The sequence below is a fragment of the Micromonospora matsumotoense genome, assembly GCF_050951065.1.
Lineage (GTDB): Bacteria > Actinomycetota > Actinomycetes > Mycobacteriales > Micromonosporaceae > Micromonospora > Micromonospora matsumotoensis.
Genome location: NZ_CP192025.1, coordinates 145,985 through 158,565 on the forward strand (window position 1 = coordinate 145,985; position 12,581 = coordinate 158,565).

Sequence of the window (12,581 nt, forward strand, 5' to 3'; positions counted from 1 at the left end):
GCTCGCGGTCAGGTGTCCAGGCCGCGCAGCACCAGCGGGACCCGGGTCGCGCCGTCGTCGACCACCCGCACCGGGACGCCCCAGTCCTGCCGGGTCAGGTGGCAGGCGGCATGTTCGACGTCGGCGTCGCAGGTGGCGGCCTGGGCGGTCACCTGGAGCACCCCCTGCGGTACGGCCGGGTCGATCACCAGCCGTCGGGACAGCTCGGTGCCGGTGCCCGCCCCCTCGACCAGCAGCTCCGGCGGCGAGGCCGAGACGACCAGCCGGGTCGACGGCCCGTACGTCTCGTCCAGCTTCTGCCCGGGGGCCGGCGTGAAGATCACCTCAAGGGTCAGCTCACCGGCGGCGACCTCGGTGGGTCGGCGTTCCAGCCGGTGCCGGGGACCGTCCACGGTGTTCGCCCCGGCGGCGGTCAACGCGCCCGGAGCGAGCCGGGTCAACCGGTGTGCGGCGGACTCCACCACCAGCACCGCACCGTCGGCGGTGAGCACCAGGTCGCTCGGCTCGGCCAGCCCGTCGGCCACCGTGGCGACCTGGCCGGTCGCCGGGTCGAAGCGGCGTACCGCGCCGTTGTAGGTGTCGGCGATCAGCACCGAACCGTCGGGCAGCGCACACACCCCCAGCGGATGCTGGAGCAACGCCCGGTCGGCCGGCCCGTCCACGTGCCCGAAGTCGAACAGTCCCTGCCCGACGGCGGTGCCGAGGACGCCGTCCTGCACGAAGCGGATGGCGCTGGTCTCGCTGTCGGCCACCCAGAGCCGCGTGCCGTCGGCCGAGACGGACAGGCCGGACGGCTGGGCCAGCCACGCCTCGGCCAGCGGGCCGTCGCGCAGCGCCTCGACGGTGGTGCCCGCGTACATGCCGGCGGTCCGCTTGATCGGGTCGAACCACCAGAGCTGGTGGATGCCGGCCATCGCCACGATGACCTTGTCGTCGTACCAGGCCAGGTCCCAGGGGGAGGAGAGGTCGACGGAGAGCGCGTCGTGGGCGTGGTCGTCGACCGTGGAGCGCCACTGCCGGCCGGTGCCGGCGACAGTGGTCACCTCGCCGGTGTCCAGGCGTACCCCGCGCAGCAGGTGGTTGACGGTGTCGGCGACCAGCAGGTCGTAGCCGGCGACCTCGGCGGCGTGCGCGGGCAGCAGGCAGAGCCCCTGCGGCTCGGCGAAGCCCGCCGACCCGGCCGGCCCGTCGACCCGACCCCGCTCACCGGAGCCGATCCGCCGGATCAGCGTCTCGCCGTCCGGGGCCAACTCGACCAGGCTGTGCCGGGCCGAGTCGGAGACCAGCAGGTTTCCGCCGGCGCGCAGCACGGCCTTGCCGGGGAAGCGCAGCGTCGTCTCCGGTTCCGCCGGCGGCACGTACGGCCCGTCGCCCCGGTGCAGGGTGCCCTTGGCCTCGTGGGTGGCGATCAGATCGTCGAGCAGCCGGACCAGCCCCTCGGCGTGGCCCTCGCCGGCCATCGTGGCGACCACGTAACCCTCCGGGTCGACCACCGCCAGGGTGGGCCACGCCTTCGCCGCGTACTGCTGCCACATGTCCAGCTCGGGGTCGTCGAGCACCGGGTGGTGCACGCCGTACCGCTCGACGGCGGCGGCCAGCGCGGCCGGGTCCTTCTCGTGTGCGAACTTCGGCGAGTGCACCCCGACGACGACCAGCACGTCGGCGTACTTCTCCTCCAGCGGGCGTAGCTCGTCGATGACGTGCAGGCAGTTGATGCAGCAGAAGGTCCAGAAGTCGAGCAGAATGATCTTTCCCCGCAGGTCGGCGAGCCTCAGCTCCCGCCCACCGGTGTTCAACCAGCCCCGACCCCGCAGCTCTGGTGCCCGTACCCGTGCGCTCATGTCCCCATCGTGCCGCACCGCCGGCCGGCGGGCCGCGCGAAGGGCGACCGGAGAGTCGTGGGCGACACTCAGCGGTCGGGTGGTCGAGCCCAGGACAGGAAACGGTCGGTGAGGTTGTTGGACCGGCCGCTGTCGAGCTGGGTGAGGTGGTCTTCCGCCTCCTGTTGCAGCGTCGACAGCAGGGCCAGCAGGCCCGGCCGGTCGTCGGCGAACGCGGCGAGCAGGACGAGCTTCGCCTCCCCGCACGGCCACGGGTTCGCGTCGAGGCGGCACAGCCAGATCGGGCGCAGCGGCCGATGGGCGAGCCCGTCGAGTGGCGTCACGCCGACACCGCCGAGCCGCGAGCTGTCGACGTCCTCGCTGCCCGTGGTGCGGGCGGCCGGGCCGCTACCGGGGCCGGGGATGGGAGCCAACGCACCCCGGCGCGGCGGACGTACAGCTCGCGTCGCCGTCGGGCCAGGCCGTCCGGCCCCAGCTCGTACGCCTCGATCCAGGTCCAGCCGTCGTACGTGTGGCGGTCGGGCAGCTCGCGGATCACCCGTACCGTGATCGGCCGGACGAACTGCGGGCTGACCTCGCGGGTCAGGTGGATCAGGTCGCCGCCTCTCAGCCTCGGTTCTTTCATCGCCCCGGCCCCCGGTTCCGGCTCTCCGTCCAGCGATCCGGCATGACGACGTTCGTCATGCGGCCCGGTCCTCGGTAGGGCGGGATGAACGGCCCGATCGGACCGGGGACGATCGGCGGCGCGGGCGGTGGGGGTGGGCTTGGCTGGGGCTGTGGAGCGGGCTTCGGCTTGCCGTCCTTCGGCATGGGGCTCCCTTGTGTCGAGGTGGCGTCGGGCTGCCCCGGTGCTGCTTTTCGGGGCAGCCCGACCACGAACGCAATCGCCGAGCCTCTCCTCCACCGATCACGCCGTTCCTTCTTCCACCCTGGACTTCCGCCCCCTGGCTCCGGAATAGTGACCAAGTGATTGCGGAGCGCAGCGAGTCGTTACGAGCTGGCGAGGAATGCAGAGGATCGCCGTGGAAGGGCGTGGAAGCCGTGGGAATCTCTCCGTCGGAGTACCTTCTTCGTGAATTGCGTCGACGCCGGGCGGCGGCCGGGCTCACGCAGACGCAGCTCGGCGAGCGGATTTTCTGCTCGGATTCTCAGGTGAGCGCGATCGAGACCGGGGTGAAGCCGCCGACCCTGCCCTACCTGGCGTCGGTGGACGAGGCACTGGGTACAGAGGGCTACTTCACGACCCTGTGGGACGAGCTTGTCAAGAGCGATGCCGCTCCCGTGTGGCTGCGCGAATGGATCGAGATCGAGCGCGAGGCAACCGCGCTTCGCTGGTACGAGCACGCCTTCGTGCCTGGCCTCCTACAGACAGAGGGGTATGCCCGCGCCACCTTCCAGGCAGCTCGGGTGCCGACCTCGGAGCTTGACCGGCGAGTTGCGGCCCGGCTCGAACGGCAAGCTGTCCTGGACCGTGATCCCGCGCCCCAACTCTTCGTCGTCCTGGACGAGGTCGTCCTCCGGCGAGCGTGCGGTGGGCCTGCCGTCATGGCCGAGCAGCTTGAGCACCTCGTGGCCTGTGCTGAGCAACCTCATATTCGGTTGCGCATCGTCCCGATGTCGGCTGGCATGTACTCGGGCCTGGCCGGGGCATTTATTCTCGCTGATCTTCCGGATGGCTCCCGGACCGGCTACGTCGACAATCAACTGGCGGCGCAAGTCATTGGGCAAGCTGACTTGATTGCTAGCCTTGGCGTGTCGTGGGACGCTATCCAAGGCGAAACCCTGCCGCTGCGTCCGACCCTGGACCTTCTCACGGAAGTAGCAAAGACATGGATCTGACCGGTGCCAAGTGGCGAAAGTCTTCCCGCTCGTCCACCAATGGCGGCGCATGCGTTGAGGTTGCCGGGAATCTGATCGACACGGTCGGCGTACGAGACAGCAAGGACCCGGAGGGCCCTGCTCTCGTCTTCGCCCCGGCGGCCTGGCGAGCATTCGTCGGCCGACTCCCCGAGCGGATCTGATCGTTCCAGTGCCGTAGTGCTCGGTGTGATTGAGCGCGGCCGGGGAAGGGGCTGACGTGCACGTACTGGTCACCGGTGGGCTGGGGTTCCTCGGTCATGCCGTCACCCTCGACCTGCTCGCCGCCGGCCACCGGGTCACGGTGCTGAGTCGGGGGCGTACCGACCGCAAGCCGGCTCCGGGGGCCGACCTGGTGATCGGCGACGTCCGCGACCGTGCCGGGATCGCGGCGGTCGTCCGGACCGGGTCGTACGACGGTGTCGTGCACCTGGCCGCGCTCACCAGCGGACGCGACTCCCTCGCCGACCCGCTGGCCTACTTCGACCTCAACGCCGCCGGCACGCTCCACCTGCTGATGGCGCTGGATTCGATACGCGGCCGGTCGGTCCCGGCGTCCTTCGTGCTCGCCTCCACCAACATCGTGTACGGGTCACAGCGCAGCGGCACGCTGTCGGAAGACCTGGACGTGCACCCGGAGAGCCCGTACGGCGCGTCGAAGGTCGCGGCGGAGCAGATGGTGGCCGGGTACGCCGCGACCGGTGCCGTCGGAGCGATCACCGTCCGCCCGTTCAACGTCGCCGGGGCGGTCGACGGGATCGCCGACACCGACCCGGCGCGGATCATCCCGAACGTCTTCCGGGCGATGACCGGCCAACTCGACCATGTCAACCTCAACGGCGACGGCTCGGCGGTACGCGACTTCGTCCACGTCGCCGACGTGGCCGCCGGCATCCGGCTCGCCCTCGCCGCCTGCGCACCCGGCACCCATCACGCGGTCAACCTGGCCTCTGGCGTCGGGACGAGCATGGCCGAGGTGATCGCCGCCGCCGAACAGGTCACCGGTCGGTCGGTGACGGTGCGGCAGCTGCCGCCGAAGCCGGAGCCGTCGCACCTGGTGGGGGAGATCAGCCGGGCGCGCACGCTGCTGGGCTGGCAGCCGACCCGCTCCGACCTGGCCCAGCTGATCATCGACGGCTGGGCGGCCTGGCAACGCCTCGGCTGACTCCGACGGACGTTGACGGATTGCCGGCCGACGGGGCCACGGTCTCCATCTGAAACAGCGACACCATCAGCCTGCGCAGGTTCCGGGTGGGTCTGGCATGACACAGCGCCGCACGGCCTGTTGTGCTGCCCAAGGGTAGGTAGATCGACCACAAGGGATAGTTGCTTAGCCGACCGGCTCCCGGACGGCGGTCGCCGTCGTCAGCGGGTCAGGTCGACGGTGACGGTGACCCGGCCCCGGTCGTCCCGGCGGGCCACCGCGTGCCCGGCCCGGTCGGCCCCGTCGAGATTCAGGGAGATCGGGCCGCCCGCGCCCAGGAAGTTCCGCCACCACTGCTTGGCGTCGGGCATCGCGACCCGGATGACCACCGCGTCGCCGGCCCGTCGGTAGGCGACCGGCGTGCTGAACGTCCGCCCGGAACGGCGACCGGTGTAGGTGACCACGGCCAGGTGTCGCTGGAGGAACCGCCCCCAGCGTGGCGAGGACCGCAGTGCCATGACCCGGGTGTTGAACGTCCGCGCGAGTCCCGAGGGGAACGATCCTCGATGACCCATTCGGACCTCCGTCGTCGATAGGAAAGCTCTACGCCGACCGTAACACCGACCGGTCCCGGGAACGTGAGCGAGAGCCGCGATTGCCGGCCGCCGCGGGGCCGGGGAGTGATGCCGGCGTACACCGGTATGCCTGTCAGTCATGTTTATGCCTGTCAGGTATACCGCTCTCCGGACACGGTGTGGGTCGCCGCCGCCGCGCCCGGAAGGGCGGTGGGTCGCCACCGCCACGCCGGAGGGGCGGCGGGCAGGACGGGGGACGGCGGTCACGACGGAGGGGTGGCGGTTACGACGGAGCCGCGCGGGAGGGTTCGACCCTGCCCGCGCGGCCCCGAACGGGACGGTCAGCAGCGACCGACCATCGTCTTGACGTCGTAGGTGGTGTTGACCCAGGTGTCGGCCACGTAGCCGGTCACGCCCGTCGCCGTGTTGGTGATCCGGTCCCAGGTGGACGACGGCCAGTAGCCGCCGCTGACGTACTCGCCGAAGGTGTAGCAGGCGATCTTCACGGTGGCGCCGTAGTTGACGGAACCGGCGATGCCGTAGGTGGTGCCCGGCCCGGTGCGGATGTTGAGCGAGGGGTTGGCCAGGATGGTGCCGGTCACGCCGACCGGCGGATCGCCGCCGCCGAGGCGGGCCACGGCGGCCTGCGCGGCGGACAGATAACCGGCGTACGCCCCGTTGTTGTACGTCGACCAGGGCTGCCAGTTGCTGCCACCGCTGGAGATGTTGTAGGCGGCGTTGGCGTTGCACTGGGCGGTGTACGCGCAGGTGTCGTTGACGGTGGGGTGGTAGCAGTTGTTGATCTGCCACAGCCCCCGGTCCAGCGAACCGTTGGGGCAGCCGGCGGTGGGGCCGTTGCTGCCGACCGCCGACGGGTTGCAGGAGGACTCGGCCATCGCGACGGCCACGGCGGTGACCAGTGGGTTGTTCCGGAACCCGGCGGCGTACGCGACCTGGGCGCACAGGTCGATGCCGACCGCGTTGACGCCCACCCGACTGGCCTTCGCGCCGGTGGCGGGACCACCGACGCTGGCCGGCGTGGCCTGGTCGGCCGGGCGGAGGGCTGCCGTGGCCTGGTCGGTCGGGCGGGGGGCCGACGCGGCGTGCGCGGCCGGGCCGGCGGTGGCGGGTGCGGCGGTGGCGGGGGTGGGCACGGTGCTGACGCCGACGACGGCGACCAGTGCCAGGCCGAGGGCCAGTCGCACCCGCCGGCCGTGCCGGAGTGCGGGGAGCGGAAGGGGGAGACGCATCATGATCCTTTCGGCGGACGACCGGAGGGGAGCCGGGCCGGGTGGGGGCGTCAGCGCCCGGTCCACTCCGGGTCGGCGTAGGACCAGCCGAGGTACGGCGCACCGGGCCAGGTCAGCGAGACGCGACGGACGGTGGCCGCCGAGGTGATGTAGTTGCCGTTGCCCTCGGAGAGCATCACGTGGCCGTAGTACCCGTTGATCGACGCGGCGGCGTAGAAGACCAGCGCGCCGGCCGGCGGGGTGCCCGTGGTGCGGATCAGGCCACGCGAGTACAGCGAGTTGTAGTGCACGATCGCGGACGCGTAGCCGCTGGCGGCCCGACCGTAGGCGTGCCCGACGAAGTTGTCGCACCAGCCGTCCCACTGGTGGTTGGAGTCGCCCAGGTCCCCGTTGGTGTACGCCTGGCCGATGACCGACCGGGCCCAGGCCAGCGCACGGTCCTCGCGGGTGCCGGTGGGCGGCGGGGTGGTGGAGCACTCCGGCTCACCGGGCAGGTACTGGTTGAACCCCGGCGTGTTGGTGTAGAAGTCGCTGATCCAACCGCTGGCCGGGGAGCTGATCCGGTGCCAGACGGAGTTGCCGGAGATGTTGCGCCCGCGTACCGCGCACTCGGCGACGAACCCGGTGCCGTCGCCGAGGAGCGCCACCGAGCTGGCGTTCGCGTCGTACGGGCTGGTGCGCACCGTCAGGCCGGCGCCGCCCGTGCCGGCGACGCTGTAGCCGGAGATGCCGGCGAACGACGGCGCGGCCGTGCCCACCAGGACCACCGCCGTGACTGCGCAGGCGGTGAGGACCCGCCCGACGAGTCTCGGCAGTGCCCGACGGGGCATGCTGCCGGTGGTATCCGTACCGTTCGGCTGGTACACGCGGTTCTCCTGTCGAGAGTTCGGCACCGCCCCGGAATCGGCGCGGTGTGCCCGTCGGACGGTGACTCGTGCGATCCGGTATCCCCGGGGCGAACGCGATTTCGAGCCGTTCGGATGCGTGCCGGGCCCGACACTCCCCGTGAGATCATATTCAGCGGCACCTATCCGGCGGGTGGCTGCTCCGGGGACGATCCTGTCCTGACGCCCGCCTGTAAAGCACTGGCATGACAGACGTTGACACCAGGGTTTACGCGCAGGGGAGGGTCCATGACGGGGCGAAGCGGACGAGTCGACGGGCAGGTTCCCGGCGAAGCCCGGCACCACGAAGGCGACGCCCGACACCACGAATTCGTCGCTGATCTCGCCCGGCTCCGACGCGATGCCGGGCAACCGTCGCTCCGGAAGATGTCCGGGACCGCCCACTACTCGCACACCGCGCTGGCGGGCGTGCTGTCCGGTGGCCGGCTGCCGTCGCTGGAGCTGACCATGGCGTTCGTCCGGGCCTGCGGCGGCGACGAGGCGGCGTGGCGGGCCCGCTGGCACCGGGAGGCCGAGCTGAGCCGGGCCGCCGAGCCCAGCACTGCCGGGCCAGGCCAGCCGCCGACGCAGCCATCGACGCCGCCGCAGCCACCGACGTCGACGCCACCGACGTCAGAGCCGCCGGTGTCGGAGCGGCCGGCGACGCGGCGGCCGGCGGTGCCCCGGTGGGCGCTGGCCGCGACGGCCGGGCTCACCGTGCTCGTCGCCGGCTCGGTCGTGCCGCTGTTGGCCGATGCGGGCTCCCGATCGAACCGGCAGGCGGAGCAACCGGTGGACGCGTCGATCCCGGCACCCACCGCCGCTCCACCCGCCGACGGGGCGGACCCGCAGGAGGAACGCTGCCAGGTCGACGCGGTCAGCGCGGAAACCGTGCCGGTCCCGGACCCCGACCCGAAGCAGCCGACCTATGGGAGCCTGACGCTGCGCTACTCGCCGCGCTGCCGGGCGGCCTGGCCGCTGTTCGTCTCCACCGAGCGGGTCCCGACCGGAGCGACCATCCGGCTGTCCGCCACCCGCCCGTCCGACGGAGGGGTCACCCGGTTCGACTACCCGTTCATGGTCAAGCGCCAGGTGTACAGCGTGTTCGGCAACGTCCTGCGGACCACCCGGGGCTGTGTGTCGGTCACCGTCGACATCACGGCGGCGGACAACCGCAGCGTGCTGGCGAGCGCACGGACCCCCTGCGTGCAGCTCGACGCCCGGACATGACACTGCCCTCCGCGCCGGGCGCGGAGGGCAGCGGTGGTGGCTCGTCGGTCAGACGTGCTGGGTCTCGGTCGTCGAGGGGTGCAGCTCGGCGGTGGTCTCCGTGACGAACCGGCCGGTGCTCGCGCTGCGGTGGACCTCCTGCTCCCCGTCACTGCCGACCTGCTCGGTCGTCGTGTGCCGAGGGTCCCGCTCAGTGGTGCTCTCCTTGACGAACCGACCGCTGCGAGCGCTGCGGTTGACCTCGTTCTCGGTGCCTGCCATGGGGGGTGACCTCCTCGGGCTACGTCAATGTGCCCCATAGACTGCCCAGTCCGCGAAGTCCGAAACACCGACGGCGGGGCACGGTCGACCGTGCCCCGCCGTCGGTACGCCGTTACTGGCCGGCCGGCTTCAGGCAGAGCACCCGGTCGACTCCGCCACCCGGCAGCACCACGTGCGGCTGGGTCGGGTCGGTGCACTTCTCCTTGGCGTCCACCTTGGAGACGACCGTGAAGGCACCCGGTTCACCGCAGCCCGCCGCGCTCGCGTTCTCGCCGGACTGCTTGACGCAGGAGCCGACGGCCGGGTTGAAGGGGGCCGGCTCGTTGTCCGAGCCGACCTTGCCGAGGAGCATCAGCAGACCCAGCGGGACGGCCAGAATGAGCACCGCCACGATCAACACCAGGGCGAGCACCCGCCCGTTGCGTACCTTCGGGGTGGGCTGCTCGGCCTTCTGCTCCGGCTCCGGGTCCGGCTTGAACGCGTCGAAACGCCCCTGCTCCTGCTCGGGTTCCGCCGGCCAACCGGCGGGGCCGGACTGCTGACCCGCAGCCGGGAACTGCTGCCCGGCGGGCGGGAACGGTGAGGCGTACCCGCCGTGCACCGGGTCGTGCGCCGGGTGGCCGTACCCCGGCACGGGTGCGGCACCGGCCGGGGCGCCGCTGGTCGGGCCGGCGCCGTACGACTCGGCCGGCCGGTCCGCCGGCCCGTGCGGGCGGGTGCCGTTCATCGGCCGGTTGCTGCCGGCCGGGTCGGCGAAGGCCGGGATGCCGCCGCCGAACGCGGGCGGGGCGGCCGGCGGCGCGGACGAGGGCGCCTCGGCACCGAAGCCGTGCGCCCGGTCCTGGTCGTCGAACCGGGTCCGGTCCTGCTCGTCGAACCGGGGGCGTTCCGGCTCGTCGAACCGGGGCTGCTCGGCACCGTCGAACCGGCTCCGGTCCTGGTCGGCGAAGCGGGGGTCGTGCTCCGGCCGGTGGTCGTCGTGCTCCGGTGCCTCCTCCGCCGGCTCCGGGCGGGTCGGTCGCCCGTACACCCGCGGTTGCGGAACGGCCGGGCCCGCCGGACGTGCCGCCTGGTCGCTGGGGGGGACGACCCGGCTGGCCATGGGTACCGAAGCACTGGCGGAGGCCCGGCCGACGGCACCGGGCTCCCCGGCGTCGGCAGCCGGCACCGAGGCGCGACCGGCGCTCTCGGACTCGGGTGAGAGTCGCTGGGCGGGCAGCGCCGGTCCGGTCGGCAACTGCGGCTGCTCCGCCGCGCCCCATGCCGCTGCCTCACGGCCGGGTGACTGCTGCTCGACGGGCCCACCGAACTGGGCCGGCGGGACGTAGTCGGCCGGCGGTGCGGCGGCCAGGCTGGCCCCGGGGACGCGCTGTTCCTGCGGTGGGAGCGGCACCGCGTTGGCCGGCGAGATGCCGGGGGCCGGCCCCGGCTGGTAGATCGGCTGGTCCTCGCTGCGTCGAGGCTCCCAGCCGCCCTCGGCGGGCTGGCCGGAGGACTCGGGACGCCCCCACGCCTGCCCGGGTGCCCACGGCTCGGCGTCCGGCACGGCCGGGCGCTCGGCACCCGCCCGCTGCGGCGGGTTGTGGTCACCGGCGGCACCGGCCCAGGCGGGCGGGCCGTCCGGCGCGGCCACCGACGCGGACGCCCGCGCGGGCAGCTCCGGCGTCGCCCAGGTCGCCCCGGCCTCCGGGCGGTCCTCCCGGGAGGGTACGGAGGCGGCGCCCCGGGAGCCGGCCTGCGGCGCCGGCCACTCCTGGCCCGGTGCCGGGTCGTCCTGGTGCGGCTGCGCGTTGCGGGTCGGTGCGCCGGCCGGCCAGGCATCGAGGGCGGGCTGCTCGCGGCGGCCCTCCCAACGGGCCGTGGCGGGCTCGTCCGGTGCCCCCCACTGTGGCTGCCGGTCGTCCTCGGTGGACCAGCCCTCGGCACCCGGGGTGTTGGTCGACGACGCCTGAGCGCCCGGGTGGCCACCGGTCTCCGGCGGTGGCCACGCCGCCTGGTTCGCGGGCTCCGGCGTGGCCGGTGGTACGGGCACCGAGGCCCGGCCGGCGGAGCGGGGCGTCTCGTCGGGGTGGGCCGGCGCACCGGCGGCCCAACCGCCGGAGTTGCCCGGCGCGTCCCGGGGTCGGCCGGCCAGCCACCTCGCGCCGGGTCGGTCCCGGCCCGGCCGTCGGCCGGCCAGCCGTTGCCCTGGGGGTGTCGGCCCGGTCGGCCGGCCAGCCACCGGCACCGGTCGCTTCGTCCTGCTGCGGCGCGGGCGCGGTGCCCCAGCCGTTGACGCCGGGGGCCGCCTCCTGCTGCGCGGCGTCCTGGCCCGACCAACCGGCGGGCGAGGTCGGGGCCGGATCGGCCGAAGTGGACCAACCGCCGCCGGCCGGATTGTCGGGCTGCGGCACCCGGACGGCACCCCGGGCACCGGCCTCGGGTTGCGCCCAGGCGGGGGCGGGCTGCTCGGACTGCGCCCAACCGGGCTCTTCGGACTGTGCCCAGGCGGGCTGCGGGGAGGGGTCGGGGTTTCCGGCCGGCGCGGGGGCGGTGGCCCAGGCGGGTTGCTCAGGCTGCCCGGCCCAGGCGGGCTGCGGCGGGTCGGCGGGCGGGGTCCACGCCTCGGTGGGCGGTGTCGGCCGGGCCGGCGGGGTCCACGCCTCGGTGGGCTCGGACTGCTGCGGAACCTGCGCACCGCCCCAGGCCGCGGGCGGGGCCGGGGGCGTCCAGGACGGACCGGTCGGGTTGCCCCGGCCGGTGGGGGGTGGCGGCGCCCAGCCGAGGTCGGGCGTGGCGGGGGTGCCGTACCCGGGGTCCTGCTGCGGCTGTCGGTCGCCGTACGGCACCGGTCCACCGGAGCCCGGCGGCACCTCGTCCGGCTCCTGGCCGGGGCGGTGCTGGCCCTCGGACGTCATGGGTGCGCCTCCTCCATCACATGTCGGCCGCCGATGCCGTCCGCCCGGTCGGCCGTGTCGCCGGTGCCCGGCGGTTCGGCCGTGCGGGCTCCCCGCACGGTATCCGGTTCGCGCGCGTGGCACCCAGGGAGCACCGGCCGTCACTCCACGTCACTGGACGGTGTCGATCGGCTCTCATCCGGCACGATCGGTGTCCAGGTCGGCGGGTGGCGACCGGAACCACCGTACCGGGCGTCGTGGCGAGGCGGAATCCCGGTCTCAGCGTGCCTGGAACGCCGATGACCCGCCCGGGGCCCGGGCGGGTCATCGATCTGGAGGAGGGGGAGAGAAGTCTGTCCCGGGTCAGCTCATGTGACGCTGGGCGATCGCGAGGATCTCCTCGCGGACTGCCGGCGAGTTGGTGGAGCGCAGCGCGTGCTCGATGGCACGGGCCCGACGGTTGGCGTCACGACGGGTGCGGATTCGCTCGATCATGCTCATGGTGTCTTTCCTTCGGCTATTCGGTTGTCAGCCCCTGATGACTCCATTGAACACCCCTCTGTCGCCGATCGCCATCGATTAGTAGGTGAGCTGCAACACGGGCCTAAGGATCGTAGGTCAACGAGGGATCTGGGTCACTGTTTCTTCCCCCAAATGGCGACG

Annotated in this window: 13 protein-coding genes; 4 read left to right on the top strand and 9 right to left on the bottom strand. The window is 73.1% G+C overall.

Annotation, left to right across the window (positions count from 1 at the left end):
- Nucleotides 1-8 precede the first annotated feature (8 nt).
- From ACQP1S_RS00755 to ACQP1S_RS00765, 3 genes are all read right to left on the bottom strand, one after another.
- Nucleotides 9-1,841, bottom strand: coding sequence for an NHL domain-containing thioredoxin family protein (locus ACQP1S_RS00755; protein ID WP_432902057.1), 1,833 nt, complete (start codon nt 1,839-1,841; stop codon nt 9-11).
- A 68-nt stretch (nt 1,842-1,909) separates the two neighbouring features.
- Nucleotides 1,910-2,164 carry a flavin reductase gene (locus ACQP1S_RS00760; RefSeq protein ID WP_432902059.1) on the bottom strand — a complete coding sequence of 85 codons (255 nt, stop codon included), beginning with the start codon at nt 2,162-2,164 and terminating at the stop codon, nt 1,910-1,912.
- Complete coding sequence (locus ACQP1S_RS00765) at nt 2,161-2,466, bottom strand: hypothetical protein (protein WP_432902061.1); 306 nt, start codon at nt 2,464-2,466, stop codon at nt 2,161-2,163. Before ACQP1S_RS00765 ends, ACQP1S_RS00760 begins: the two co-directional genes overlap by 4 nt.
- A 407-nt stretch (nt 2,467-2,873) precedes the next feature.
- Between ACQP1S_RS00765 and ACQP1S_RS00770 the strand changes: the two genes are divergently transcribed.
- Genes ACQP1S_RS00770 through ACQP1S_RS00780 form a run of 3 tightly spaced genes read left to right on the top strand, consistent with a single transcriptional unit; the run spans nt 2,874 to nt 4,863 of the window.
- Nucleotides 2,874-3,680 (top strand): helix-turn-helix domain-containing protein, encoded by an 807-nt coding sequence (locus ACQP1S_RS00770; protein ID WP_432907670.1) that lies wholly within the window; start codon nt 2,874-2,876, stop codon nt 3,678-3,680.
- On the top strand, nt 3,671-3,862 hold the full coding sequence (locus ACQP1S_RS00775) for a DUF397 domain-containing protein (protein ID WP_091253425.1): 192 nt from the start codon (nt 3,671-3,673) through the stop codon (nt 3,860-3,862). Before ACQP1S_RS00770 ends, ACQP1S_RS00775 begins: the two co-directional genes overlap by 10 nt.
- Before the next feature lie 56 nt (nt 3,863-3,918).
- The gene (locus ACQP1S_RS00780) at nt 3,919-4,863 is read left to right on the top strand and encodes an NAD-dependent epimerase/dehydratase family protein (RefSeq protein WP_432902063.1); all 945 of its coding nucleotides are present in this window, start codon (nt 3,919-3,921) and stop codon (nt 4,861-4,863) included.
- A 200-nt stretch (nt 4,864-5,063) separates the two neighbouring features.
- On the opposite strand, the gene ACQP1S_RS00785 is transcribed toward ACQP1S_RS00780, so the two are convergent.
- The 3 genes from ACQP1S_RS00785 to ACQP1S_RS00795 form a co-directional block, all read right to left on the bottom strand.
- A complete protein-coding gene (locus ACQP1S_RS00785) occupies nt 5,064-5,360 on the bottom strand; it encodes a nitroreductase/quinone reductase family protein (RefSeq protein ID WP_432902065.1) in 297 nt (98 codons plus the stop codon).
- Between the two features lie 398 nt (nt 5,361-5,758).
- On the bottom strand, nt 5,759-6,622 hold the full coding sequence (locus ACQP1S_RS00790) for a hypothetical protein (RefSeq protein ID WP_432902067.1): 864 nt from the start codon (nt 6,620-6,622) through the stop codon (nt 5,759-5,761).
- A 95-nt stretch (nt 6,623-6,717) separates the two neighbouring features.
- Entirely contained in the window at nt 6,718-7,497 is a 780-nt protein-coding gene (locus ACQP1S_RS00795) for a hypothetical protein (protein WP_245722768.1), read from the bottom strand.
- 441 nt (nt 7,498-7,938) lie between these two features.
- On the opposite strand from ACQP1S_RS00795, the gene ACQP1S_RS00800 reads away from it, so the two are divergent.
- Nucleotides 7,939-8,781, top strand: coding sequence for a DUF2690 domain-containing protein (locus ACQP1S_RS00800; protein ID WP_432902069.1), 843 nt, complete (start codon nt 7,939-7,941; stop codon nt 8,779-8,781).
- A gap of 48 nt (nt 8,782-8,829) precedes the next feature.
- On the opposite strand, the gene ACQP1S_RS00805 is transcribed toward ACQP1S_RS00800, so the two are convergent.
- The 3 genes from ACQP1S_RS00805 to ACQP1S_RS00815 form a co-directional block, all read right to left on the bottom strand.
- Nucleotides 8,830-9,042, bottom strand: coding sequence for a hypothetical protein (locus ACQP1S_RS00805; RefSeq protein ID WP_091252249.1), 213 nt, complete (start codon nt 9,040-9,042; stop codon nt 8,830-8,832).
- Between the two features lie 112 nt (nt 9,043-9,154).
- On the bottom strand, nt 9,155-11,269 hold the full coding sequence (locus ACQP1S_RS00810) for an LppU/SCO3897 family protein (protein ID WP_432902071.1): 2,115 nt from the start codon (nt 11,267-11,269) through the stop codon (nt 9,155-9,157).
- Between the two features lie 1,012 nt (nt 11,270-12,281).
- The gene (locus tag ACQP1S_RS00815; protein WP_176739167.1) at nt 12,282-12,419 is read right to left on the bottom strand and encodes a hypothetical protein; all 138 of its coding nucleotides are present in this window, start codon (nt 12,417-12,419) and stop codon (nt 12,282-12,284) included.
- Nucleotides 12,420-12,581 lie beyond the last annotated feature (162 nt).

Bases quoted from the DNA above. Each gene is read 5' to 3' on its own strand.
- ACQP1S_RS00755 (WP_432902057.1), bottom strand. From the start codon at position 1,841: ATGAGCGCACGGGTACGGGCACCAGAGCTGCGGGGTCGGGGCTGGTTG.
- ACQP1S_RS00765 (WP_432902061.1), bottom strand. From the start codon at position 2,466: ATGAAAGAACCGAGGCTGAGAGGCGGCGACCTGATCCACCTGACCCGC.
- ACQP1S_RS00775 (WP_091253425.1), top strand. From the start codon at position 3,671: ATGGATCTGACCGGTGCCAAGTGGCGAAAGTCTTCCCGCTCGTCCACC.
- ACQP1S_RS00785 (WP_432902065.1), bottom strand. From the start codon at position 5,360: ATGGCACTGCGGTCCTCGCCACGCTGGGGGCGGTTCCTCCAGCGACAC.
- ACQP1S_RS00795 (WP_245722768.1), bottom strand. From the start codon at position 7,497: ATGCCCCGTCGGGCACTGCCGAGACTCGTCGGGCGGGTCCTCACCGCC.
- ACQP1S_RS00800 (WP_432902069.1), top strand. From the start codon at position 7,939: ATGTCCGGGACCGCCCACTACTCGCACACCGCGCTGGCGGGCGTGCTG.
- ACQP1S_RS00805 (WP_091252249.1), bottom strand. From the start codon at position 9,042: ATGGCAGGCACCGAGAACGAGGTCAACCGCAGCGCTCGCAGCGGTCGG.
- ACQP1S_RS00815 (WP_176739167.1), bottom strand. From the start codon at position 12,419: ATGAGCATGATCGAGCGAATCCGCACCCGTCGTGACGCCAACCGTCGG.